The sequence below is a fragment of the Pseudomonas syringae CC1557 genome, assembly GCF_000452705.1.
In the GTDB taxonomy this organism is placed as follows: domain Bacteria; phylum Pseudomonadota; class Gammaproteobacteria; order Pseudomonadales; family Pseudomonadaceae; genus Aquipseudomonas; species Aquipseudomonas syringae_F.
This window is the reverse complement of the sequence record NZ_CP007014.1, coordinates 2,466,488-2,489,910: the sequence shown is the minus strand read 5'-3', so window position 1 is coordinate 2,489,910 and position 23,423 is coordinate 2,466,488. Positions and strand designations below refer to the sequence as shown.

Annotated in this window: 23 protein-coding genes and 2 riboswitches; of the genes, 12 read left to right on the top strand and 11 right to left on the bottom strand. The window is 60.7% G+C overall.

Annotated features, from left to right (window positions below; genetic code table 11):
* Positions 1 to 11 precede the first annotated feature (11 nt).
* The 6 genes from N018_RS11365 (at position 12) to N018_RS11340 (ending at position 5,845) form a co-directional block, all read left to right on the top strand.
* On the top strand, positions 12 to 389 hold the full coding sequence (locus N018_RS11365) for a DUF2934 domain-containing protein (protein ID WP_025389623.1): 378 nt from the start codon (positions 12 to 14) through the stop codon (positions 387 to 389).
* Positions 390 to 547: 158 nt separating this feature from the next.
* Complete coding sequence (gene glgX / locus N018_RS11360) at positions 548 to 2,731, top strand: glycogen debranching protein GlgX (RefSeq protein ID WP_024646059.1); 2,184 nt, start codon at positions 548 to 550, stop codon at positions 2,729 to 2,731.
* Positions 2,728 to 3,741 (top strand): acyl-CoA dehydrogenase, encoded by a 1,014-nt coding sequence (locus tag N018_RS11355; protein ID WP_025389622.1) that lies wholly within the window; start codon positions 2,728 to 2,730, stop codon positions 3,739 to 3,741. Before glgX ends, N018_RS11355 begins: the two co-directional genes overlap by 4 nt.
* Positions 3,742 to 3,754: 13 nt before the next feature.
* The gene (locus N018_RS11350) at positions 3,755 to 4,528 is read left to right on the top strand and encodes a PIG-L deacetylase family protein (RefSeq protein ID WP_024646057.1); all 774 of its coding nucleotides are present in this window, start codon (positions 3,755 to 3,757) and stop codon (positions 4,526 to 4,528) included.
* Positions 4,525 to 5,151, top strand: a complete 627-nt coding sequence (locus N018_RS11345; protein ID WP_024646056.1) for a class I SAM-dependent DNA methyltransferase — start codon at positions 4,525 to 4,527, stop codon at positions 5,149 to 5,151. Before N018_RS11350 ends, N018_RS11345 begins: the two co-directional genes overlap by 4 nt.
* Positions 5,120 to 5,845: a glycosyltransferase gene (locus tag N018_RS11340; protein WP_025389621.1), complete on the top strand. Its 726-nt coding sequence runs from the start codon at positions 5,120 to 5,122 to the stop codon at positions 5,843 to 5,845. Before N018_RS11345 ends, N018_RS11340 begins: the two co-directional genes overlap by 32 nt.
* Here the strand turns inward: N018_RS11340 and N018_RS11335 are convergent.
* From N018_RS11335 to pcaD, 4 genes are all read right to left on the bottom strand, one after another.
* Positions 5,781 to 6,821: an alpha/beta hydrolase family protein gene (locus N018_RS11335; protein ID WP_024646054.1), complete on the bottom strand. Its 1,041-nt coding sequence runs from the start codon at positions 6,819 to 6,821 to the stop codon at positions 5,781 to 5,783. The genes N018_RS11340 and N018_RS11335 overlap by 65 nt on opposite strands.
* A 361-nt stretch (positions 6,822 to 7,182) precedes the next feature.
* Positions 7,183 to 7,788, bottom strand: coding sequence for an FMN-dependent NADH-azoreductase (locus tag N018_RS11330; RefSeq protein ID WP_025389620.1), 606 nt, complete (start codon positions 7,786 to 7,788; stop codon positions 7,183 to 7,185).
* Positions 7,789 to 7,861: 73 nt separating this feature from the next.
* Positions 7,862 to 8,842, bottom strand: a complete 981-nt coding sequence (locus N018_RS11325; protein ID WP_025389619.1) for a LysR family transcriptional regulator — start codon at positions 8,840 to 8,842, stop codon at positions 7,862 to 7,864.
* Positions 8,843 to 8,920: 78 nt separating this feature from the next.
* A complete protein-coding gene (gene pcaD, locus N018_RS11320) occupies positions 8,921 to 9,712 on the bottom strand; it encodes a 3-oxoadipate enol-lactonase (RefSeq protein WP_025389618.1) in 792 nt (263 codons plus the stop codon).
* A 127-nt stretch (positions 9,713 to 9,839) separates the two neighbouring features.
* Here pcaD and N018_RS11315 point away from each other — a divergent pair, with 127 nt between their 5' ends.
* Positions 9,840 to 10,208, top strand: a complete 369-nt coding sequence (locus tag N018_RS11315; protein WP_025389617.1) for an MmcQ/YjbR family DNA-binding protein — start codon at positions 9,840 to 9,842, stop codon at positions 10,206 to 10,208.
* Here N018_RS11315 and N018_RS11310 read toward each other — a convergent pair.
* Both N018_RS11310 and N018_RS11305 read right to left on the bottom strand, forming a co-directional pair.
* Positions 10,165 to 10,653 carry a DUF1294 domain-containing protein gene (locus N018_RS11310; RefSeq protein ID WP_025389616.1) on the bottom strand — a complete coding sequence of 163 codons (489 nt, stop codon included), beginning with the start codon at positions 10,651 to 10,653 and terminating at the stop codon, positions 10,165 to 10,167. The two genes, N018_RS11315 and N018_RS11310, sit on opposite strands and share 44 nt — an antisense overlap.
* The gene (locus N018_RS11305; RefSeq protein ID WP_024646048.1) at positions 10,650 to 11,480 is read right to left on the bottom strand and encodes an undecaprenyl-diphosphate phosphatase; all 831 of its coding nucleotides are present in this window, start codon (positions 11,478 to 11,480) and stop codon (positions 10,650 to 10,652) included. Before N018_RS11305 ends, N018_RS11310 begins: the two co-directional genes overlap by 4 nt.
* 245 nt (positions 11,481 to 11,725) lie before the next feature.
* On the opposite strand from N018_RS11305, the gene pnuC reads away from it, so the two are divergent.
* Together pnuC and N018_RS11295 are read left to right on the top strand one after the other, a co-directional pair.
* Complete coding sequence (gene pnuC / locus N018_RS11300) at positions 11,726 to 12,289, top strand: nicotinamide riboside transporter PnuC (RefSeq protein ID WP_024646047.1); 564 nt, start codon at positions 11,726 to 11,728, stop codon at positions 12,287 to 12,289.
* The gene (locus N018_RS11295; RefSeq protein ID WP_025389615.1) at positions 12,286 to 12,864 is read left to right on the top strand and encodes an AAA family ATPase; all 579 of its coding nucleotides are present in this window, start codon (positions 12,286 to 12,288) and stop codon (positions 12,862 to 12,864) included. The genes pnuC and N018_RS11295 overlap by 4 nt, the downstream gene beginning before the upstream one ends.
* On the opposite strand, the gene N018_RS11290 is transcribed toward N018_RS11295, so the two are convergent.
* Positions 12,808 to 14,130, bottom strand: a complete 1,323-nt coding sequence (locus N018_RS11290) for a sigma-54-dependent transcriptional regulator (protein WP_025389614.1) — start codon at positions 14,128 to 14,130, stop codon at positions 12,808 to 12,810. The genes N018_RS11295 and N018_RS11290 overlap by 57 nt on opposite strands.
* Positions 14,131 to 14,455: 325 nt before the next feature.
* On the opposite strand from N018_RS11290, the gene N018_RS11285 reads away from it, so the two are divergent.
* Complete coding sequence (locus tag N018_RS11285; protein WP_024646044.1) at positions 14,456 to 14,722, top strand: hypothetical protein; 267 nt, start codon at positions 14,456 to 14,458, stop codon at positions 14,720 to 14,722.
* A gap of 570 nt (positions 14,723 to 15,292) precedes the next feature.
* On the opposite strand, the gene N018_RS11280 is transcribed toward N018_RS11285, so the two are convergent.
* The 4 genes from N018_RS11280 to cobW are packed head-to-tail and all read right to left on the bottom strand — an operon-like array spanning position 15,293 to position 21,809.
* Positions 15,293 to 15,904, bottom strand: a complete 612-nt coding sequence (locus N018_RS11280; protein ID WP_025389613.1) for a vWA domain-containing protein — start codon at positions 15,902 to 15,904, stop codon at positions 15,293 to 15,295.
* Positions 15,905 to 15,957: 53 nt separating this feature from the next.
* Positions 15,958 to 16,977: an ATP-binding protein gene (locus N018_RS11275; protein WP_025389612.1), complete on the bottom strand. Its 1,020-nt coding sequence runs from the start codon at positions 16,975 to 16,977 to the stop codon at positions 15,958 to 15,960.
* A complete protein-coding gene (gene cobN, locus N018_RS11270; protein ID WP_025389611.1) occupies positions 16,977 to 20,741 on the bottom strand; it encodes a cobaltochelatase subunit CobN in 3,765 nt (1,254 codons plus the stop codon). The genes N018_RS11275 and cobN overlap by 1 nt, the downstream gene beginning before the upstream one ends.
* 3 nt (positions 20,742 to 20,744) lie before the next feature.
* Positions 20,745 to 21,809 (bottom strand): cobalamin biosynthesis protein CobW, encoded by a 1,065-nt coding sequence (gene cobW, locus N018_RS11265; protein ID WP_025389610.1) that lies wholly within the window; start codon positions 21,807 to 21,809, stop codon positions 20,745 to 20,747.
* A 114-nt stretch (positions 21,810 to 21,923) separates the two neighbouring features.
* A riboswitch (cobalamin riboswitch) is annotated at positions 21,924 to 22,148 on the bottom strand.
* Between the two features lie 58 nt (positions 22,149 to 22,206).
* Positions 22,207 to 22,420: riboswitch (cobalamin riboswitch) on the top strand.
* Between the two features lie 96 nt (positions 22,421 to 22,516).
* Here cobW and N018_RS11255 point away from each other — a divergent pair.
* Both N018_RS11255 and N018_RS11250 read left to right on the top strand, forming a co-directional pair.
* On the top strand, positions 22,517 to 22,702 hold the full coding sequence (locus N018_RS11255) for a CbtB domain-containing protein (protein WP_024645327.1): 186 nt from the start codon (positions 22,517 to 22,519) through the stop codon (positions 22,700 to 22,702).
* Positions 22,703 to 22,712: 10 nt separating this feature from the next.
* Positions 22,713 to 23,423 (top strand): CbtA family protein, encoded by a 711-nt coding sequence (locus N018_RS11250; protein ID WP_025389608.1) that lies wholly within the window; start codon positions 22,713 to 22,715, stop codon positions 23,421 to 23,423.

Below are 23,423 nucleotides of genomic sequence, written 5' to 3'. Positions count from 1 at the left end.
GGAGTGTCGAGATGAGTGCCGACGAAAAACGAATTCGTGATTTTGCTTATCAAATCTGGGAATCGGAAGGTAAGCCTTCCGGACACGACGAACGTCATTGGGAGATGGCGCGCAAGCTGGCAGAAGCCGAGGCGCTGGCTCCAAACAAGTCCAACGTGCGCAAGTCGACCAAGCCCAAGCTACCTGAGGTAGATGGCGCCAAGGCTCCGGCCAAGGGTGCTGCAAAACCGGTGGCCAAGTCCGCTCCTGCGCCAAAGCCTGCAGCAGCAAAGCCTAAGCCAGCGGCCGCAAAACCCGCAGCCAAGCCAGCAGCCAAGCCCAAGGCTGCCCCAACTGACGCTCCAGCCAAGCCAGCCGCGAAGAAACCACGCAAGCCATCGGCTGATTGAAACTCTTGGCGCGATACGCCAGTCCATTGTTGCAGGCCTGCTCGGAACATTGAGGTCAGGCTTGCTGCACACCCACACTCTATCGTCAATATCGAAGCCTTCGGGCTTCGGTAGCGGTCTTGGCCGCTCAGAAAATTATCAGACGTCAGGAAGGCACCATGAATACGAAGTCCACACCAGCGGCGGAAGAAAGTTCGGCCACGCACGATAACCCTGCCAGTACCCCGACACGCATTCGCGAAGGACTTCCCTTTCCACTCGGTGCCAGCTGGGATGGCCTGGGCGTAAACTTTGCCCTGTTTTCGGCAAACGCCACCAAAGTGGAACTCTGCCTGTTCGATTCGACCGGCGAAGTGGAGCTGGAGCGCATCGAGCTTCCGGAATACACCGACGAGATCTACCACGGTTACCTGCCCGACGCGCATCCCGGCCTGATCTACGGCTACCGCGTGTACGGCCCGTACGATCCGAAGAATGGTCACCGTTTCAACCACAACAAGCTGCTGATCGACCCGTACGCCAAGCAATTGGTCGGCGAACTGAAATGGTCGGAAGCACTGTTCGGTTACACCATTGGCCACGCTGATGGCGACCTGAGCTTCGACGAACGCGACAGCGCTCCGTTCGTACCCAAAAGCAAAGTGATCGACGAGGCCTACACCTGGGGCCGCGACCAACGCGTTGGCACGCCTTGGGACAAGACCATTTTCTACGAGACCCACGTGCGCGGCATCACCATGCGCCACCCAGAGGTAGCCGAAGAGCTGCGCGGCACGTTTGCCGGTCTGGGGTCAGCGCCTGTCGTCGAGCACATCCGCAAGCTGGGCGTGACCTCGGTCGAACTGTTGCCGATCCATGCGTTCGTCAACGACCAGCACCTGCTGCAAAAAGGCATGACCAACTACTGGGGCTACAACAGTATTGCGTTTTTCGCCCCGGACCCGCGTTACCTGGCCAGCGGCAAGATTGCCGAGTTCAAGGAAATGGTCGCGCACCTGCACCATGCCGGGCTGGAGGTCATTCTCGATGTGGTCTACAACCACACCGCCGAAGGCAACGAGCTGGGCCCTACCCTGTCCATGCGGGGTATCGACAACGCCTCCTATTACAGGCTGATGCCGGACGACAAGCGTTACTACATTAACGATTCCGGTACAGGCAACACCCTTGACCTGAGTCACCCGTGCGTTCTGCAGATGGTTACCGATTCGCTGCGTTACTGGGCCTCGGAAATGCACGTCGATGGTTTCCGCTTCGACCTGGCAACGATTCTCGGTCGCTACCATGACGGTTTCGACGAGCGTCACAGCTTCCTGGTCGCCTGCCGCCAGGACCCGGTTCTGCGTCAGGTCAAACTGGTTGCCGAGCCTTGGGACTGCGGTCCGGGTGGCTACCAGGTCGGTGGCTTCCCACCGGGCTGGATGGAATGGAACGACAAGTTCCGTGACACCGTGCGTGCCTTCTGGAAAGGCGATGAAGGCCAACTGGCCGACTTTGCTGCGCGCATGACGGCCTCCGGCAACATGTTCAACCAGCGCGGTCGTCGCCCTCAGGCTTCGGTGAATTTCATCACCGCGCACGATGGCTTCACGCTGCACGACCTGGTGTCGTACAACGACAAGCACAACGAAGCGAACGACGAAAACAACCAGGACGGCAGCAACAACAACCTGTCCTGGAACCACGGCGTTGAAGGTCCGACCGAAGATCAGGAAATCAATACCCTGCGTCTGCGCCAGATGCGCAACTTCTTCGCCACGCTGCTGCTGGCACAAGGCACACCGATGATCGTGGCGGGTGACGAGTTCGCCCGCACTCAGCACGGTAATAACAACGCCTACTGCCAGGACAGCGAGATTGGCTGGATCAATTGGGATCTGGACGAGGACGGCGAGGCGCTGCTCAAGTTCGTGACCCGCGTGATCAAGCTGCGTCAGACCTACCCGATCCTGCGTCGCAGTCGCTTCCTGGTGGGCGATTACAACGAAGAAATCGGCGTCAAGGACGTCACCTGGCTTGCGCCGAGCGGCGAAGAAATGAGTGTCGAGCAATGGCACGATGCCAATGGCCGTTGCCTCGGTATGCTGATGGATGGCCGCGCACAGGAAACCGGTATCCGCCGTCCTGGTGCAGACGCCACCTTGCTGCTGGTCGTCAACGCACATCATGACGGCGTCAACTTCACGCTGCCGGAAGTGCCTGAAGGCACGCATTATGAGTGCCTGATCGATACCAATCAGGACGATGCGCGCAGCAAGGAGCAGTTTGCCTTCGGTTCGGAATACACCGTTACCCCGCGCTCACTGTTGCTTTTCGAACTGAAGCATGAAGATCAGCAATGACTGATGCCTTGAGTGAGTTTCTCGACTGGCGCAGGCAGGGCTATGCCGATACGCGTGCGCTGGGCGAGTGCTTGCAGGCACTGGTGATTGAAGGTCTGGATCAGCTTCCCCTGCCTGCCGGCGGTCAGACACTTGAGCGCTGGCAGGCGCTGGCCTGCGTTGCAGGCCACGACTTGGGGTTGTGCAAGCTTTACGAGGGGCACACCGACGCTTTGGCGATCATGGCGGAACTGGGTGCCCCGCCCCCCGAACAATTCAGTACCTGGGGCATGTGGGCGGCAGAGCCGCCACAGGCACGGGTAACGCTCAGCGGCAGAGGCGATTCGCTTCGCCTGGACGGCCGCAAAGCCTGGTGTTCCGGTGCGTCGGCAGTGAGCCACGCCCTGATCACTGTATGGGATGAGCAACAGCGTCAACAACTGGTAGCCGTACGCCTTGATCAACCGGGTGTGCGTATCACCAATGATGGCTGGCGAGCAGTTGGCATGGGCGCCACCGGCAGCGTCGAAGTCATGTTCGAGCGGGCCAGCGCAGAGCGGGTTGGCGAAGCAGACGGTTATCTGAATCGACCGGGCTTCTGGCAAGGCGGCATCGGCATCGCCGCCTGCTGGTTTGGCGCATCGCGCTCCATCGCGCAGCGCCTGCTGCAACAGGTCGGCAAACGCGAAGAACCCCATGCGCTTGCTCATCTGGGCGCAGTGGACGTTGCCCTGAATGCCGCGGCCGACGTACTCCGCGCTGCCGCCGTGCACTTGGACAACGCCCCCACCGAGAATGCGGAAGTCATTGCGCGGCGCTGTAGAGCATTCATTGAGCAGACAGCCGATCAGGTCATCCAGCATGTTGGTCGCGCGGTGGGCGCTGGCCCTTATTGCAAGGATGCACATTTCGCCCGATTGATCGCCGATTTGCCTGTTTTTCTGCGCCAGAGTCATGCCGAGCGGGATATGGCTGCGCTGGGTCAGTTGACCGGCAAACGGCTTGAAACGTCACGGGCGTGGTCGCTATGAGAACGTATTCAACATGAGTGAAGCCTTTGTAGTGAGTGAAGACGAAGCAGGCCAAGGCACTCCCTTGTCCGCCTGGAATGCCTCCGGCAAGCTGCGCGGCCTGCCGGCAGTCACTGCCGATCTGTTGGTGCCGCCCAATTGCAGGGCGGTGATTATTGCACCGCACCCGGATGACGAAGTACTGGGCTGTGGCGGCCTGATGAGTCAACTGGCTCAGTTGGAACGCCACCTGCTGTTGATTTCGGTCACCGATGGCACCGCCAGCCATCCGGGTTCGGCGCTCTGGCCTGTCGAGCGGCTGTCCGACATCCGCCCTCGGGAAAGCGCTGAGGCGCTGAGTCGTCTCGATATCCCTGTCGAGCGCCTGGAATGGCTGCGTGGCGGTTTTCAGGATGGCGACGTCGGCGGACAGGAAGATCGGCTGGTCGAATTTCTCGCACAGCACCTGGGGCCGACCGATGTGGTCTTTGCCACCTGGTCGGGTGACGGCCACGGCGATCACGAGGCCGTTGGCCGCGCCAGTGCGAAGGCCTGTGCCCTTACCGGCGCACAACTTCATGAAGTGCCGATCTGGGCCTGGCACTGGGCAGATCCCGAAGACCCGCGTCTGCCTTGGGAGCGTGCGCGCAAGCTGCTGCTCGACCCGATGACGCTCGCCCGTAAACGCCATGCCGCGCAGGCGTTTACCAGCCAGTTGCAAGGTGATCCGGCTGCAGGACTTTCTCCGGTCTTGCCTGCCAGCGTTCTGGAACGGCTGATGCAGCCGTTTGAAGTGGTGTTCACATGAGCGTGGCAGACAGCTACTTCGACGAGCTCTTCAGCAACGACAGCGATCCGTGGGCGTTTAAAAAGCGCTGGTATGAACGCCGCAAGCGCGCGCTGACCCTGGCCGCCCTGCCCCGCGAGCACTACCGGTCGATCTTTGAACCGGGTTGTGCCAACGGCGAACTCAGCGCCGACCTGGCAAGACGTTGCGACGCCCTGCTGTGCTGCGACACCTCGACCCGCGCAGTAGAACTGGCTCGCCAGCGCCTGGCTGACAGGCCCAATGCCCGCGTACTGCAAGCTCGCCTGCCGCAGCAATGGCCGGCGGAGAAGTTCGACCTGATCGTGTTAAGCGAACTGGGCTATTACCTTGATATCAACGATCTGAACCGCCTGATCGATTGCGCACTTGATGCGCTATCACCCGATGGCCAACTGCTCGCCTGCCACTGGCGCCCCGACATCGAAGGCTGCCCGCTGAATGCACAACGTGTTCATGACACGCTGGCTGAAAGGCTGTCCATGCATCGGCTTTTTAGTCATCACGAACAGGATTTCCTGATGGACCTGTGGAGTCGTGATGGTACCTCTGTCGCAGAACAGGAGTTCTCGAATGATCGGCATTCTGATTCCGGTGCACAATGAAGAACAGTTGCTGGACGCCTGCCTGACGACCGTCCTGCACGCCGCTGCCCACCCGGATCTTAAAGGCGAAGTCGTGGAAGTGCTGGTGGTGCTTGACAGCTGCACGGACGGGTCCGCAGACATCGCTCGTGCCCATGGCGTAATGATTCTGGAGGTGACGGCCCGTAATGTCGGACAGGCGCGTGCCGAAGGTGCGGCATTCCTGCTCGACAGGGGCGCGCGCTGGCTGGCCTGCACCGATGGCGACAGCAGCGTGGCGAGCGACTGGTTGAGCGAGCAACTGGCTTTGGATGCCGACGCAGTGTGCGGAACCGTCATGCCTGGCGACTGGAACGAGAATATCTCGGCTGCTGCGCAGGCGGCCTATCTCAGCCACTATCAGCATCGCGACGGCCACCGGCACATACACGGTGCTAACCTGGGTGTGAGTTCGATTGCCTATGTCAGTGCGGGTGGTTTTCCAGCGCTGGCCTGCCATGAGGATGTGCATCTGGTCCAGCAACTGGAGTTGATTGGCGCACGCATCGCCTGGAGCTGCCGTCCCAGAGTGACCACCAGCACCCGCCTCGACTCAAAAGCCAAGGGCGGGTTTGGCGATTACCTGCGCTCGCTCAATGGCCGCCAGGCCATTACTGATGATGCGCTGTCTGCATGCCGGAACGGTCTGGATCAGCCGCACTCAGCGCCGTCGTGAAGAAACGCACGGCTTCGGCACTCAAAGTGCGATGAATGTCCTCACGATCAACCCCGTCGGGGTCATTGCACAGCAGCGGCGCGGTCGCGCGTTGTTCGTCACTGCACGGCGCCATGAACACGAAGTGCCCTGCCCCCGCCAATAGCTTGTAGTCCGGAGCCTGCGGCAGTTTGCGCGCCAGCGCCTCGGCATTGCGGTCGATGGCCAGCAGTTGATCATCGTCGCCGGCATACATCAGCACCGGCACATGCACATCCCCCAGCGTATGGCGACCGAACATCAGGCTCAAGGGCGCCATCAGCATCAACGCGCCTACCCGGGGGTCGGCCTGGGCATGCAGGTCGTCCCGGTCTGCAACCAGCTCACCCTGGGTTTTACAGGCGTCCCGATCATTCGGGCGCTCCAGACAATACTGACGCAGACGCTTCAAGTCCGGTTGCGCGCCGGCGAGGATCAGAGCGGTTTCACCCCCCGCCGAATAGCCGATCACGCCAACCTGACGCGCATTGAGGTAAGGCGCTAGCATCGGGTCAAGCAGTGCTGAACTGATGGCCTCGGATATCTGCAGCGGACGTCCGTAGAGATTGCTCAGGCTGCCGAGGCGGCTGTGGTCACGATCGTTGTCGCCGGGGTGAATCACCGCTACTACCACAAAACCCTGTCGCGCCAGCGAAGTTGCCAGATCATGCAGGGCCAGTGGCGTGCCCGTATTGCCATGCGACAACAGCAACAACGGGAACCGGCCCATGGCAATGGGTGCGTCTTCACTGGCCTCGACACGGTAGCCATGAATAGTGCTGGACTGCTCGCTGCCGGTCGACGGATAGAAGGCAATCGCCTGCATCGGCAGCGAGTCCAGCGGATCAGGAAAAGTCAATTCGTGATAGCCCGCACTCCAGGCTTCAGCAGCCTGAGCGTGCACCGACATCATGCTTTCAAGCAGGCAAACCAGCATCACTGCACAAAGACGTACCATGGTGAGGCCCAACCTTTGTCGTTCCGGAAGCTCGTCCGGACAGTCCGTTCATGCGCTTGTGTCGAGCATCATGCTCCAGCGCGCCGCTTACACTTGAAGTGTCACTCAGATGAGAGTCTTCGAAACTGAATTAGTGCACAAGTCGAGCCAGCATCAGCCCATTCTTTTTTGCAAATGCGAACCCTTCGGCAAAATGCCCGGCAGAGGTTCGCACAAGGTCAGCTTAGTCCTCTATGCGCCTGCTTACCTGTAAGGAAGCTGTAAGGGTTTGCCCCCCCTCTTGCAGCGAAGAAAAAAACTCCACAGCCAGACGCAAATCAATGCGCAAGCGGTGGAGTCATGGTCAGAATTTTGCTGACGATCAGGCGGCGAACAAATCCTTGACCTGCTGCTGTGCTGCTGTGATGGCGCTGGCACGAGGCTCTTCACCGTAAGCCAGGCCGTGTGCACGCACGAATTGCAGATCGGTTACGCCAATGAACGCGAACAGTGCCTTGAGCAGCTCTTCATGACCTGCGCCAGTCGGCAGGCCCTGATGCAGGCCACCGGAGGTGGAAACGATGATGACTTTCTTGCCACCGCACAGACCTTCAGGGCCGGCTTCGGAGTAGCGGAACGTACGACCGGCAATGGCGATGCGGTCGATCCACGCTTTCAACTGGGACGGCACAGTGAAGTTGTACATCGGCGCACCGATGACTACCACGTCGGAATCGAGAAACTGTTGCAGGGTGGCTTCGTTGGCGTCCACTTCGTGCTGCTGGGCAGCGTCGCGGGCTTCCACCGGAGTACCGGCTGCAGCAAGGCTGGCGGCCGAGAAATGGCCCAGCGCATCGCTGGCCAGATCACGGTAGGTGACCTGAGCGTCGGCGTGCGCGCTCTGGTAGGCCTGAACGACATCACGGGTCAGCTGGCGCGAAGCAGAATGGTCGCCGAGGATGCTGGAATCAAGGTGTAGAAGTTTCATAACGGGCTTCCCAAGTGAATATCGCCGACAGGCGATCAGTGGAGAGCATCCTACCAGTGATCGTAATAGATGATTAGTCGCCCTGAATGCGATTGTTCGTTCTATATAAGGAACAATAGATCGACTCAGGATTGTGGGCCAGCTCCTTGAATGAGCTCTCGAATGCATCCAGCAGGCCTCTGACGGCGGGCAGCAGGCCTCTGACGGCGGGCAGCAGGCCGCGTCGCGAGACAAACACTGCATGGAGGATGCCGCACTTGGGGCGGTGTGAATCGAACAACTCCACCAGACGGCCCTGCTGCAACGCTCCCCTGACCAGGATTTCAGGCAATTGCGCGACGCCGACACCCTGCAGAACGGCTTGCAGAATGCCGTCCAGATCCGAGCTGACCAACCGCGGGACGTGTCGCACTTCGACATAATGACCCGGTCCGTTTTCCAGTAGCCAGCGATGTTCGGGTGCAGAAGACGGCACATCAAGGCTCGGCAATTTGCCTAGCTCGTCAAATGACGGGTTAGCCGGGATAAGCGCCGCCAGATCGGGATGAGCCACCAACCGTTGCGCACAGTGGCCGAGATTCTTCACCACCAGACCGTCATCCTCCAGCGGTGGGAAACGTACCCGCAAGGCGATATCGATGTTCTCGGTGAGCGGATCGACACGCCGGTTGGTGCTCTCGATGTGCACCTGCACTTTGGGGTGCGCCGCCATGAAACCGGCAATCGACTCGTTGATGCCCATGGCGGCCATGGCAGGCGGGCAACTGATCACGACCTTGCCCTGCGGTTCGGACTTGGAGCGTTGAATGGCTTCTTCGGCAGCTTCGGCCTCGACCAGCATCGCCACGCAATGAGCGTAATAGTCGCGCCCGCTTTCGGTCACGGCAAACTTGCGGGTCGAGCGATGAATCAGCGTGACACCGAGCCGCTCTTCCAGTCCGGCAATGCGCCGGCTGAGCTTGGACTTGGGAATTCCCAGCTTGCGACTGGCTGGCGCGAAACCTCGGCATTCGACCACCTGAACGAAATAATACAGATCATTGAGATCAAACACCGGCCACCTCGCGTCTAGAGCGGCGAGTATGCCGCGCTACCGCAAGCCTCTCAAGGTCCGCCGCAGGACGCGGATTCATTACTCAGCGGTCAGAAACGCCAGCACCGGCGCAGTGAATGCTTCTCCCGCTTCGACACTGGACAAATGAGCGGCGGGCAACTCGACGATCTGCGCGCCCTGAATGCGTTCGGCAATGAAGCGTCCGTCGGCGGGGGTTGTCACCGCGTCTTCGGTGCCGCAGACCACCAGCGTCGGCACCTTGATGGCCGCCACTTGCTCGCGAAAATCGGCGTCGCGCACGGCAGCACAATTGGCCGCGTAACCCTGTGGCGAGGTCTGCGCCAGCATGCTGACAATATGCTCCACCGAGGCAGGCTCCTGTACCGCGAATGCCGGGGTGAACCAGCGTGAGATGGAGGCGTCACGTAAGGCGACCATCGCCGCCTGTCCCTCGCGCAACACGGTTTCGATGCGCGGATTCCAGATATCGGGGTTGCCGATCTTCGCCGCGGTATTGCACAGCACCACCCGCTGCAGACGCTGTGGCGCGTTGATAGCCAGCCACTGCCCGATCAGCCCACCCATGGACAGCCCGCAGAAGGACACCTTTTCGATCTGCAGCGCATCCAGCAACGCTAATACGTCGCGGCCGTTCTGCTCGATGCTGTAGCTGCCCTCGCTGACCAGCGATTTGCCATGACCGCGCGTGTCGTAACGCAACACCTGAAAATGCCGGGTAAACGCCGCAACCTGGTTGTTCCACATGTGCAGGTCGGTGCCCAGCGAATTGGAAAAAACCAGCACTGGCGCGCCGGGCTGGCCTTCCAGCAAATAATTCAGTTCACCATCAGCGAGTTGCACAGCAGGCATACGAGGCTCCAGAGAAAAGGCAAACGTGCACACTAATGAGTGTCACGGCAGCATACAATCCGCTGATCGAATATCCGTGCGGCTATCGAACAGCTTGCCTTTTGACAGCCGACAAAGGAGCTTCTCCATGCAAAAATCCACGCAAAAGCCGATGCAAAAAGACGATATCGCCAGATTCTGCCTCAGCCTGCCGGGCGCGCGGGAAGACTACAAATGGGGCGGCGTGCGGGTGTTTTCCATCGCCGAAAAGAAGATGTTTGCGGTCATGGACCTAGCGGGTGATGAGCTGGCGTTCAAGGTGGCTGCGGAGCTTTTTCTAGGCTATGTCGACCGCCCCGGCATACGTCCTGCACCCTACCTGGCCAGAGCGCACTGGATCAGCGTGACGAAACTGACTGCCTTGAGCGAATCGGAGATCAAGGATCTGCTGACCCGCTCCCATCAACTGGTGGTCAGCAAACTGCCAAAGCGCCAGAAGATTGCGCTGATGCTATAAGGCCATGAAACTGCGCGGGCAACATCTGCAAGAGTCGCTTGCCCAGAAACAGCCAGTCGAACCACAACGCCTGATGCACCGCTACGATCAGCCAGAATACGACCTGAAAAGACACCTTGCGGGTCTTGTGCCGAAACATCTGTTGCGCCAACAGCGCTCCGGGCCAGCCGCCCAGTAATTCCAGGCTGTGCAGCACGTTCTCTGGCGTGCGCTGACCGCCGTTTCCGGCCTGGCGCTTGTCCCGTCGATAGAGCACGACCGCCAGAAGGCTCATCCCCATCAGGGCAAGCGCCGGAATCATCACCCCCTGCCTGGCCCACAGCGACGTAGAACCGTACACCGGCAGCGCGCACAACAGCACATACACCGACAGTTTGAGGGGCAGTTGCCGAACAGGCGCCCTGCCCCCGCTGGCCGGTCGCTGAGGTTGTCGGACGCGGGTCATGCCTTGGCCGATGCCCAGTCGATCCAGCCAAACTGCCAGGTCGCCAGAATCAGCAGGCCGAAGGCGATGCGATACCAGGCAAACACCGCATAGCTGTGGGTGGCAATGAACTTGAGCAGCGCGCGTACCGCGATCATCGCGAAGATAAACGAGGTGATGAAGCCTATAGCGAAGACCGCGAAGTCTTCCGGGCGGAACATGTCACGGTACTTGTAGCCCGAATAAACCGCTGCACCCACCATGGTCGGCATGGCGAGGAAGAACGAGAACTCAGTGGCCGCCTTGCGCGACAGGCCGAACAGCAGGCCGCCAATGATGGTCGAGCCGGAGCGGGATGTACCGGGAATCATCGCCAGGCACTGCACCAGCCCGACTTTAAGCGCATCAATCCATGTCATGTCATCGACAGTTTCGGTGCGCACGGTATGCTCGCGGCGCTCGGCCCAAAGCATGATCACGCCCCCGATCACCAGTGCCGTGGCCACAGTAATGGCATTGAACAGGTAGTGGTGAATCATGTCGGCAAAAATCACCCCGAGCACTACTGCGGGCATGAACGCGATCAGCAGGTTGAGGGTAAAGCGCTGAGCCTGCTGCTGCTTTGGCAGACCAACGACCACGTCAAGAATCTTGCGCCGAAATTCCCATACCACCGCCAGAATCGCACCCAGCTGGATAATGATGTTGAACGCCATGGCGCGCTCGCCACCGAAGTCGATCAGATCGGCAACAATGATCTGATGCCCTGTGCTGGAGATCGGCAAGAACTCCGTCAAACCCTCAACAACACCCAATATCAATGCCTGAGCAGCGGTCCAAAGATCCATCATTCCCCCATGAAGCGATGCCTCTGGCTCGCTGTTAATGTTGTTGTGTAAAAAATGCTTGCCACTATGCCGTTGCCAGCCTGAACAAAGCTTGAACCTGCATACATGCGAGGCGCGGAATGCTAGCAGACCTTCGCGCACAGCGCCTGCTGGCGTGCTGTCGATAAAAACAGAGGCTCCCCGCCCTGCCCGGAAGCGATTACAATCGCCGCCCCTGTAACCACTACTCCCACCAAGGTGCCGCCATGTCCGGGCTTGAACTCTTTGCCGCTGCCATCGGCGTGATTGCAGTCTGGCTGACAGTGAAGCAGAACCCCTGGTGTTGGCCAATCGGTCTGGTCATGGTGGTCATCTACATCTGGATTTTCTTCGACGTGAAGCTGTACTCGGACATGCTGTTGCAGGTGATCTACGCCGGCCTGCAAGTCTACGGCTGGCTGCAATGGACCCGGCATGGCAATGGCCTGCCGGTCAGAGCCGTCAGTGTGCTCAATAGTTCTTCTGTACTCATGGGGCTGGCGGTCGGTGTGCTGATCAGCCTGGTACTGGGCGCCGGCATGGCCCATTTCACTGATGCAGCACAACCCTGGCTCGATGCGGCACTGACCGGTTTCAGCCTGGTCGCTCAAGTCTGGATGGCCCAGAAGCGCGTGCAGTGCTGGCCGCTGTGGATTGTTCTGGATGTGACCTTTGTCGGCCTGTTCATCTACAAAGACCTGTACCTGACGGCGGCCCTTTACGCACTCTTCACCCTGCTGGCCGTTCAGGGCTGGCGCGAATGGCGCAATGATCTGGTGCTGGCGCGATGAAAGTGCTGGTCCTGACCGGCCCCGAGTCCAGCGGCAAGAGCTGGCTGGCGGCCGAAATTCACAAGCATTTCGGCGGGGTCATGGTCGGTGAATACGTTCGTGAGTTCATCGAACAACAGGGCCGCGATACCTTCTACAGCGATATCCCGACCATCGCTCAGGGTCAACTGACCCGGGAAGATACTGCACGTGCCGGCGCTCCTGAGTTGCTGATTCTCGACACCCATCTGTTGAGCAACATACTTTGGAGCCGGACCCTGTTCGGCGACTGCCCTGCATGGATTGAAGAGCAATTGCTGAGCAGGTCCTACGACCTGCACCTGCTGCTGTCACCGAAGGGTGTGGACTGGATCAGCGATGGGCAACGCTGCCAGCCGGATCCGGGCGAACGCCAGGCGTTCTTCGAAGCTAGCCGGAAATGGCTCGACACGCATCGAAAACCCTATCAGGTGCTCGACGGCGACTGGCAGCAGCGTCGTGAACAGGCGATGGTTGCGGTGGCAAAACTGCTCGGTGCATCAGCGGATCTGGTGCTTGTGCAGCAGGCGGTAGAAAGTCGGTCGCGAGATGCCTAGCGCCTTGGCAGCCATGCTCAGGTTGTCACTGTGGCGAGTCAGCACGTCACACAGTGCCTGACGCTCGGCGCGGGATTTATACTCGTCCAGAGTACTGATACTGCCCATCACATCGTCGTCGGGTAACCCCAGATTGCCAGCTTCGATCTGTCTGCCTTCCGCCAGCACCAGCCCTCGCCGCACCCGATTGGCCAATTCGCCAACATTGCCTGGCCAGTCGTGCTTGCCAAGGGCGATGAGCGCATCCTGACTGAAACTGCGTGCGCGCCTGCCTCTGTCCAGGTTGTAGAGGTGAGCAAAATGGTTAGCCAGAATGGCCAGATCGCCATGCCGTTCGCGCAGTGGCGCGGTGCCCACCTGCAGTACGTTGAGCCGGTAGTACAAATCCTCACGAAAACGCTTTTTACGAATGGCTGTTTCGAGGTCTGACTCGGTCGCGGCCAGTACCCGGACGTCAACGCTGAGTGGCTCGCTGCCGCCCAGGGGCTTAATCTGCCCGTCTTCCAGAAAACGCAACAGATAAGCCTGGGTTTCCAGCGGCAGATCACTGATATTTTCAAGCAGTAACGTGCCGCCATTCGCGGCCTCGATTCGTCCGGCCTTGCGCTCAGGCGCATCATCGCCAGCACCTGCTTCATGACCGAACAGTTCTGCGTGGATCAGATGGTTGGCAACCGCGCCACAATCGAACGTCACGAAAGGCCTGCCACGGCGCCGGGACTGGGCATGCAGGATTCGAGCAATCAACGCCTTGCCGGTGCCACGTTCGCCGCGTATCAGTACCGGTGCTTCAGTAGGCGCCAGCTTGCTCAACAGACGTCGCAATTCACGGGTCAGCCGGCTGTCACCGAGCATCTCAGGTTCGGACAGTGGTTCCCGTCGTCTGTTCTGCTTGTGTAAAAGCGCACTGTTCAACGCCTTTTCAAGCGTGATCTGCATGCGGTTCACATCAAATGGCACGATATGGAAATCGAAAAACCATTGGCAAACAAAATCACCGACCTTTTCGCGGCGCAGGTCGTTGGCTGTCATCAGTGCAATCCAGGGAATGTCAGCGCGGGTAACGAATTTTTCGAGTTTATCGAGGTGCTCGAAATACGCAGGTTTCAGGTGGATCAAACCGACGTCGCAGTCGTCAACAGGGGCTGAATCCAGCGTGCATCTCTCGACCGTCCATCCGGCTGCTTGCAGGATCGGGGTCAGGTGATCGTAATCGCTGTCCGCATCAATCATCAGCAGACGTTGCGCGCAGACCTTTTCATGCATGCAGGTTCCTTGGCGCCCGACGTCGGATGGGTATGTTTTGTTTTATAAACAGCATGTTGCCGGGCTCGAATATCACATTAGCAACTATTTGACGCGTCCTTGTACCGTTTGGGTCTAACCGTCATGACCAACTGCCATTAGGTCGATTTTTTCGCCATTAATGCCCCTTGGCCAGCTCTCACACAGTGCGAATGAAAAAATTTTCAGAATTTTTCCGGCAAAGGGTGTGACTCATGCCCCCCTGTCGTTCATCAACACAAGTAACCAGCCGGACGGTCAGCCCGCCGACGTGACTGAATTGATATGGGCACTTGAGGAAACAACCATGAACGCCCCACTGCGCTTCAACGATGCACTTCTGATCGCTGGACACGCTTTTGAACCCTTCCAGTGTGTTGCCTGGGCACCACAGGACGGTAACGGCGAACTGAGCCTGACGGTCATCGACCGCACCAGTAACCGCATCGGTCGCAAGCAGATCCCGAGCAGCGCCTATTCGGACAAGAAACAGCTGGCCAGCGTCCTTGAACAGGCCCGCGCCGAAATCAGCAATGAGGGCTATGACCTCGAGCCGTGGACCATGCCTGCCTGATCACGCCCTGCGCTCATCGGGGGGCACAGGTCCAGCTGAATCTCGTGCCAATGCTCTGCGTTGGCATGCCCCGGGTGACGCTTCGCGTCACAATTCTGCATCTTGGCGCGGTATCAAGCGCAAAGGACTCTCAGGCTTTGGTGCCAACTGTATGACTATCGTGCCAACGCTCCGCGTCGGTATGCAGTTCGTGACGCTCTGCGTCATAGAGCGGTTCTGCGATGGCAGTTGAATAGGTATCCGACTTGAGGCACCTTTTCGCCACTCGGCGAGTTACTTTGATGGGGCCAAAGTAACCAAACCCCCTGGCTCCGTTTCCGGCCCGACTTCGTCGGGTTCCTTCGCCCTGACACCGATCCAGGGGATCGCAATCTGCGTCGTCAGCGCCATCGCGATCGAAAAGCACATCTAAAGCACCGTGGTGCAAGCTACCGCCAAGGCACGAGGACGAGTCGCATGGGAGATTTTAACCAGCGTGCTGACGTCACATAGCGGTTCAGCAGGGCCAATTGAATCAAGGTCATGCCCTGACTATTTGCCGAAGCCCAGGCAGGTGTGCAAATCAGCCCCTCAAACCCGTTTCAGCTCATCAATGTGCCGATAGTCCGCGCCCAGGCTTGCTGCAAGCTCCTTTGCCCTCCCCAGGCGAATCGGGCCTTTTTCGATGTCGATCAGCAGGCTCGCGCAGGGGAATGCCGGCAGCGCTGGCAGTTGCTTGATTCTGCCATCGGTCAGCACCAACACCCGATGCTGTTCCGAGGGGTAGCGTTGCTGGCGTTGTTCCAGCCAGCTCATGGCCTGTTCGAGCGCTGCTGACAGCGGCGTACCGCCCCCCGCGCCCAACCCGTCCAGCCATGGACTCAATGCCGCTGAAGCCTTGAGGCCTTGATGCTGCCAGCGCGGCGTATTGCCACTCGCGGTCAGCAAAGCCAGCCGCGCACGCCGCCGACAGGCATCGTCGAATACCTGTGACAGCAGACCTTTGGCCTGACTCAAGGCTTGATGACGGCGTGTGGAGGCCGAGGCATCGACGATCACCAGCAACAGCTCACTCGGCCGAGCGCTACGCGGCTGGCGGACCAGGTCCTTGCGGCTCTTTGGGCGCCCCTTCAATAGGGTCGGCAGCCATTGCACCATGCCGTCAGTGCCGGCACGAACGGCGCCTTGCCTGCCGGAGGCCAGTCGACCGGGACGGGGAATCGCATCCGCCCCCGGTGCAGCACGAGGGCGGATGCCTAAGGCTTTTTTGGCCAGCTCGGCACTTCACGGCGTGACCCGGTAATCACCGCCTGAGCAGGCAATTCGCCCCAGTTGCCCTGCCCGCTCTCGGGCTTGTCAGGCTTTGGAGACGATTCCGGCGGCGGTGCTTCCTGATTTTGCGGCGGCGGAGTGTGTTCGCGACGTCGGTGGCGCAAGGCAAACTCGGCGACCGCCTCGATGTCCTGTTCTTCGATCTGTTTGCCACCACGCCACGCCGCATGCGCTCGGGCAGCACGCAGCCAGACCAGATCGGCACGCATGCCGTCGACGCCCGCCGCGAAACAGCGCTCGGTGATCGCGGCCAACGAGTGATCATCCAGTTCTATGCTCGGCAATAGCAGGCGCGCTTGTTCACAACGAAGCTTCAAGGCGTCCTGCCGAGCCTGCCAGTGCTGACAGAAAACAGCTGGATCGGCGTCGAAATCCAGGCGACGACGAATGATCTGGCTACGCTCGACAGGCTGTGTCTGACCGCTCAGTGCGACGTTCAAACCAAAGCGATCCAGCAACTGCGGGCGCAGTTCACCTTCTTCAGGGTTCATGGTGCCAATCAGTACGAAACGCGCAGCGTGACGGTGGGAAATGCCGTCGCGCTCGACCAGATTCACACCGCTGGCCGCAACATCCAGCAGCAAATCGACCAGATGATCGGCCAGCAGATTGACTTCGTCGACATACAGCACACCACCGTCGGCCTTGGCCAGCACGCCCGGCGAGAAACGCGCACGGCCCTCGGCCAGCGCAGCATCCAGGTCCAGTGTGCCAACCAGACGCTCTTCGGTTGCACCCAGCGGCAAGGTGACGAACTGACCGCTGGCCAGCAGATCAGCCAGACCCCGCGCCAGCGTCGACTTGGCCATGCCACGCGGCCCCTCGATCAACACGCCGCCAATGCGCGGATCAATGGCCGTCAGGCACAGCGCCAGTTTCAGATCATCGGCACCGACCACGGCGGCCAGCGGAAAATGTGGAGTGCTTGAGTCAGGCAAGTTCATCAGTTCTCTTCTATGTCCAGCAACAGGTCTTCCAGCGCTTGCTGATACTCGCCAGGTTCCTGCCAGAGCCCGCGCTGTTGCGCTTCGAGCATGCGCTCGGTCATGTCGCGCAAGGCGTCGGGGTTGTGTTGCGCGATAAAGTCGCGGGTCTCCGGATCCAGCAGATACGCGTCGGCCAGCAGCGCGTATTGATGATCGTCGATCAGTTCAGTGGTGGCGTCGAAGGCGAACAGGAAATCCACGGTCGCGGCCATTTCGAACGCACCTTTGTAACCATGACGCTTGACCCCGTCGATCCATTTCGGGTTTGCCGCACGCGAGCGTATCACCCGGTTCAGCTCTTCCTTGAGGGTGCGGATTTTCGGCAGATCAGGCTGGCTGTGATCGCCATGATAGCTGGCGGTCTTTTGCCCGCTGAGGCTTTCCGAAGCCGCGAGCATGCCGCCCTGGAACTGGTAATAATCGTTTGAGTCCAGCAAGTCATGCTCGCGGTTGTCCTGATTCTGCAACACTGCCTGGACCTTGGACAAACGCTGGGCAAAACGCTGTCGGGCAGGCGTGCCTTCATCCGCAGCACCATAGGCGTAGCCGCCCCAGTTCAGATAGACCTCGGCGAGGTCTTCGCGGCTTTGCCACAGCCGGCCGTCAATCGCACCTTGCACGCCCGCCCCGTAAGCCCCGGGTTTGGCGCCGAAAATTCGCCAGCCCGCCTGACGTGCAGCCTCGTCCTCGCTCAGCCCTTCAGCCACAAACCCCTGGCGCTCTTCGCGCACCCTGGCGGCCAACGGGTTCAGGTCGTCCGACTCGTCGAGCGCGGCCACTGCCTGCACGGCGGCGTCGAACAGTTTGATCAGGTTGGCAAACGCATCGCGGAAAAAGCCGGAGACGCGCAGTGTGACGTCCACGCGCGGGCGATCCAGCAGGCTGACCGGCAGAATCTCGAAATCATCGACCCGCTGGCTGCCGGTCGCCCAGACTGGACGTACGCCCATCAACGCCATGGCCTGCGCAATATCATCGCCGCCGGTGCGCATGGTCGCCGTGCCCCAGACTGACAAGCCCAGTTGACGCAGGTGGTCGCCGTGGTCCTGAAGGTGCCGCTCCAGCAGCAGGTTCGCCGACTGGAAACCGATGCGCCAGGCCGTGGTGGTCGGCAAGTTGCGCACGTCCACGCTGAAGAAGTTGCGGCCGGTTGGCAATACGTCCAGCCTTCCCCTGCTTGGCGCGCCACTGGGCCCGGCAGGCACGAAGCGACCACTCAGGGCATCGAGCATGCCCTGCATTTCGCCAGGGCCACAGGCATCCAGCCGAGGGGCGACCACTTCGCGCAGGCTGTCGACAATCAGGGCCAGATCATCATGAGCCGGCAAATCGTGCCGCGCTTCACCCAGCGTTACGCGTTCGATGAGGGCGGCGGCATACAGTTCCAGTCGTTCGCGAGCATCACCGGCACTGCGCCACGGGTCGCCGCTGACGGCCAGCAACGCAGCGGGCCGCGGGCCACTCCAGGGCTCGGCCAGTTCGCAATCCAGCGGGTCAAAGCCCAGTTCGAACGCTTTGCTCAGAGCCCGCAACAAACTGGATTGCGCCCCACGCCCGTCACCGCGCGGAATGCGCAACAGGGCCAGCAAGGTGTCGATGCGCAAACGGCCTTCCGGCGACTGGCCGAAAATGTGCAGGCCGTCGCGGATCTGCGATTCCTTCAAATCACACAGGTAGGTGTCCAGACGCGGCAGCCAGACCGCCGCATCGGCATCGCTGTCAGTGGACTCGTCCAGCGCCAGCTCGCGATCGATATTCGTCTCACGGACCAGTTCGAGAATGTCGCGTTGCAGCTCGCGGGCGCGGCGCGGATCCAGCAGTTGCGCCTCATAGAACTCGTCGGCCAGCAGTTCCAGATTGCGCAGCGGGCCATAGGTTTCGGCACGGGTCAGTGGCGGCATCAGGTGGTCGATGATTACCGCCTGCGTGCGGCGCTTGGCCTGTGCGCCCTCGCCCGGATCATTGACGATGAACGGATAGATATTCGGCATCGCCCCCAATACAGCATCCGGCCAGCAGGCTCGCGACAGCCCGACGCCCTTGCCCGGCAGCCATTCCAGATTGCCGTGCTTGCCGACATGCACCACAGCGTGCGCGCCATAGGCTTTGCGCAGCCAGAAGTAGAACGCCAGGTAGCCGTGCGGCGGCACCAGATCCGGATCGTGGTAGACCGCGCTTGGATCGACCTGATACCCCCGCGCGGGCTGAATGCCGACAAAGGTCAGGCCGAAGCGCAGACCGGCGATCATCATCCGTCCGGCGCGGAACATCGGGTCGGCATCCGGTGCGCCCCAGCGGGCATTAACCGCATCACGGTTGCTCTGCGGCAGTTCGTTGAACGCCGCGAGGTATTCATCCAGCGCCATGCTTTGCTGGCACGGGCGCTGATCAATGCTGTCCAGATCGTTGGTCACACCACCCAGCAGCTGCTGGATCAGCTCGGTGCCGCTGTCCGGCAGTGCTGCCACCGGATAACCCTCGGCCTGCATGGCACGCAGGATATTCAGCGCCGCAGCCGGTGTGTCGAGACCCACGCCATTGCCGATCCGCCCATCACGCGTTGGATAGTTGGCGAGGATCAGCGCTACACGCTTGTCGGCATTGGGCAGCCGCGCCAGCTCGATCCAGCGCCGCGCCAGCTGCGCGACAAAGTCCATGCGATCAGGCTGAGCACGGTAGCAGACCACATCCGACTGGCTGCGCTCGCTGCGCCAGGCCAGGTCCTTGAAGCTGATCGGGCGGCTGATGATCCGTCCGTCCAGTTCCGGCAGGGCAATGTGCATCGCCAGGTCACGAGCGCCGAGGCCCTGCTCGCTGGCCTCCCAGGCGGGTTCGTTGTCCTGGGCACAGATCGCCTGAATCACCGGCACATTGCGCCGGAACGGTCGCAGATGCGGCGCTTCAGGGCTCGACTGGGCAAAACCGGTGGTGTTGAGGATCAGCTCGACTTCGGCTTCATCCAGCCAGCTTTCGACCTGGACAAAGCAGCCCGGCTCCTTGAGGCTGGCGACCGCGATGGGCAGCGGGTTGATGCCCTGCGCCTGCAAGCGGGTGCAGAATTCATCGATGAAGCCGGTGTTGGCAGCCTGTAAGTGAGAGCGATAGAACAGCAGCGCGACGACAGGCTGTTCCGCGTGCCAGTCGGCCTGCCAATCCTGCAAACCGGCAGTCGCCCGTTGCGGATGATAGACAGCAGTGCGCGGCAACGGCTGGGGCTCGGCCCAAGGATAATCACGGTCCAGCCACTGACTGGCCATGCAGCGATAGAGGTCCAGCGCATTCGGCAAGCCGCCCTGACGCAGAAACTGCCAGAGTCGGTCGCGCTCGGTGGCGGGCACCGTACTCAGATCGCTCAGTTCGGGGTCAGGACGGTCGTCGCCCGGCACCAGAATTACCTGAACGCCACGCTCTGCCAGCTCCATCAGGCGCTCGACGCCATAACGCCAGTAGCCGATGCCGCCGTGCAGGGAGATCAGAATGACCTTGGCGTGGCGCAATACCTCATCGACGTACAGGTCGACCGAGGCGTGATTCTGCACCTGCATGGGGTTGGCCAAACGCAGGCTGGGGTAGTCATCAGGCAGGTGCTGGGCGGCCTCGGCCAGCAGCGCCAGGCTGGAATCGCCACTGCAGAGAATCACCAGCTCGGCTGGCGTCTGCCCCAGATCGGCAATGTTGTCGTCCGGTACAAAACCGCCGGGCTGGGTTCTCAGTAAATGCATGGGTCAGCCGGCAATCGCAGCGTTGAGCTGAGCCTGCAACGCGACCGCGTCAAGCTCCTGGCCGATCAGCACCAGGTGAGTAGCGCGCTCTTCATCGGCGCGCCAGGCACGGTCGAAGTGCTTGTCGAAACGCGTGCCCACGCCCTGGATCAGCAAGCGCATCGGTTTGCCGGGGATCGCAGCGAAGCCTTTCACGCGCAGAATGCCGTGTTGCACGACCAGTTGATTCAGCGCATCGAGCAGCACTTTTTCATCGGCTTGCGGCAGTTTCAGGGAGATCGAATCGAATGCGTCGTGATCGTGGTCATCATCATCGTCACCTTCGTGATGATCGTGATGGGTCTTGCGGCCGTCGATGTGCAGCTCGGATTCGGCTCCGACGCCCAGCAGCACGCTGATCGGCAAGCGGCCACTACTGGCTTCAACCACCTTGACGGCTGGCGGCAGCTCTTCGGCGACTTCGGCGCGCACCGCAGCCAGCCCTTCGGCGTCAATCATGTCGGCTTTATTGAGGATCACCAGATCGGCGCTGGCCAGTTGATCGGCGAACAGCTCGTGCAGCGGCGACTCGTGGTCCAGATTAGGGTCCAGTTTGCGCTGTGCATCGACCTGATCAGGGAATGCGGCGAACGTACCGGCCAGCACCGCCGGGCTGTCGACCACTGTAATCACTGCGTCGACGGTGCAGGCGTTGCGAATTTCCGGCCACTGGAAGGCCTGTACCAGCGGCTTGGGCAGCGCCAGCCCCGAGGTCTCGATGAGGATGTGGTCAAGGTCGCCACGGCGAGCGACCAGCTCACGCATCACCGGAAAAAACTCTTCCTGCACCGTGCAGCACAGGCAACCGTTGGCCAGTTCGTAGACGCGGCCGTTGGCTTCTTCTTCGGTGCAGCCGATGGTGCATTGCTTGAGGATTTCGCCGTCGATGCCCAGCTCGCCGAATTCGTTGACGATCACCGCGATGCGCCGACCTTCGGCGTTGTCGAGCATGTGTCGCAACAGGGTGGTCTTGCCCGAGCCGAGAAAGCCGGTGACGATGGTGACGGGAAGCTTGGCCAGTGTTTTCATCAGGTGCCCTTTGGCAATGCGGCGGGCAAACAGGACGAGAACCACGTGCAGGCACAAGGTTCGGATCGCCACCGGATCACCCCGCCCGGTTGTAGTGAGAATTCGCAGGCTTTTCAGTCAGCCCGGTTCGAGGCAGGTCTCCTGGCTCACGGCGGCATGTCGCTGATCATCGAAGACCCTGGCGACATGCATTCATCGCGCCTTCCCGCCGCAGCAGTGGCTGTGCAATGAACCTGACCGTTTACAGTTGCGGGGGCAGCTGCGGCATCGACCGCATTCCCGTCTTAGCTCCATTCTGTAACGTAGTACGGATGGAGAACCTCGAACCGGCAAGGCTACGCAGTGACCGCAGACAGGTCAATCGTTCAGATTGACGCTGCCCTGCCGCCCATGCTCTCCTGTGCGCCTTGTTTCGGGTGCCCCTCACGGGGTGAAACGGGAAACCGGTGCGCTCAAGCTGTCGAGCAAGTCCGGTGCTGCCCCCGCAACGGTAAGCGAGAGAAGGTCTGATCCACTGTGCCCCGGCATGGGAAGGTGACCTTGAAGGCCTGAACGCACTGCGCTTCAAGCCCCTCGCGAGCCCGGAGACCGGCCCGATATTTTTTCAATGACACACCCGCGGTGGGCGGGCGCAGTTGAAACCTCTGGCGCCCGCCAGTGGGTTCGCGTGCGCATGGCCCACTTGCCGACACTCAAGAGGGATCGCCATGACCACCATCAGCAGCAGCCAGACGGCTGCGACCAGCTCAACTCAAACCCAACGCCTGACCGCTGCAATCAGCGCTGCACTGCTGGGTGCGTGCCTGGTCTATTTTGCCGGGTTTTCACACATTGCCGCGGTACACAATGCGGCGCACGACACCCGCCACAGCGCCGCCTTCCCTTGCCATTGAGGACTGCACAATGTTCAAGCGAATCGCGCAAACGGCAGGCTTCACCGGCCTGCTGGCAGCCCTGCTGCTGACCTTGTTGCAAAGCTTCTGGGTCGTGCCACTGATCCAGCAGGCCGAAACTTACGAGAATGCCCCCACCGAACAGGTGCATGAGCATGCTGACGGTGCTGCGGCCGCACACAGTCATGTACACGAAGAAGCCGCCTGGGAGCCGGAAGACGGCTGGCAGCGAGTGCTGTCCACCACGGGCGGCAATCTGGTGGTCGCAGTGGGTTTCGCCCTGATGCTTGCCGCGCTTTATACACTGCGCGCGCCGGGCCGAACGGCTCAGGGCGCCTGGTGGGGGCTGGCGGGTTTTGCGGTGTTCGTCCTGGCACCTACCCTGGGCCTGCCACCCGAGTTGCCAGGCACTGCTGCCGCTGAGTTGAGTCAGCGTCAGTTGTGGTGGATCGGTACTGCTGCGTCTACTGCAGCCGGGCTGGCGTTGCTGGTGTTTGGTCAAAACTGGCTGCTGAAAGCGCTCGGACTGGCGATTCTGGTTGTGCCTCACGTGATTGGCGCGCCGCAACCGCTGGTTCATGAAAGCCTGGCACCTGAAGCGCTGGAATCGCAGTTCATGATCGCGTCACTGCTGACCAACGCGCTGTTCTGGATTGCCATGGGCTTGATTAGCGCCTGGCTGTTCCGCAGAAACGATGTTCACAGCCACACCGCGCACTAA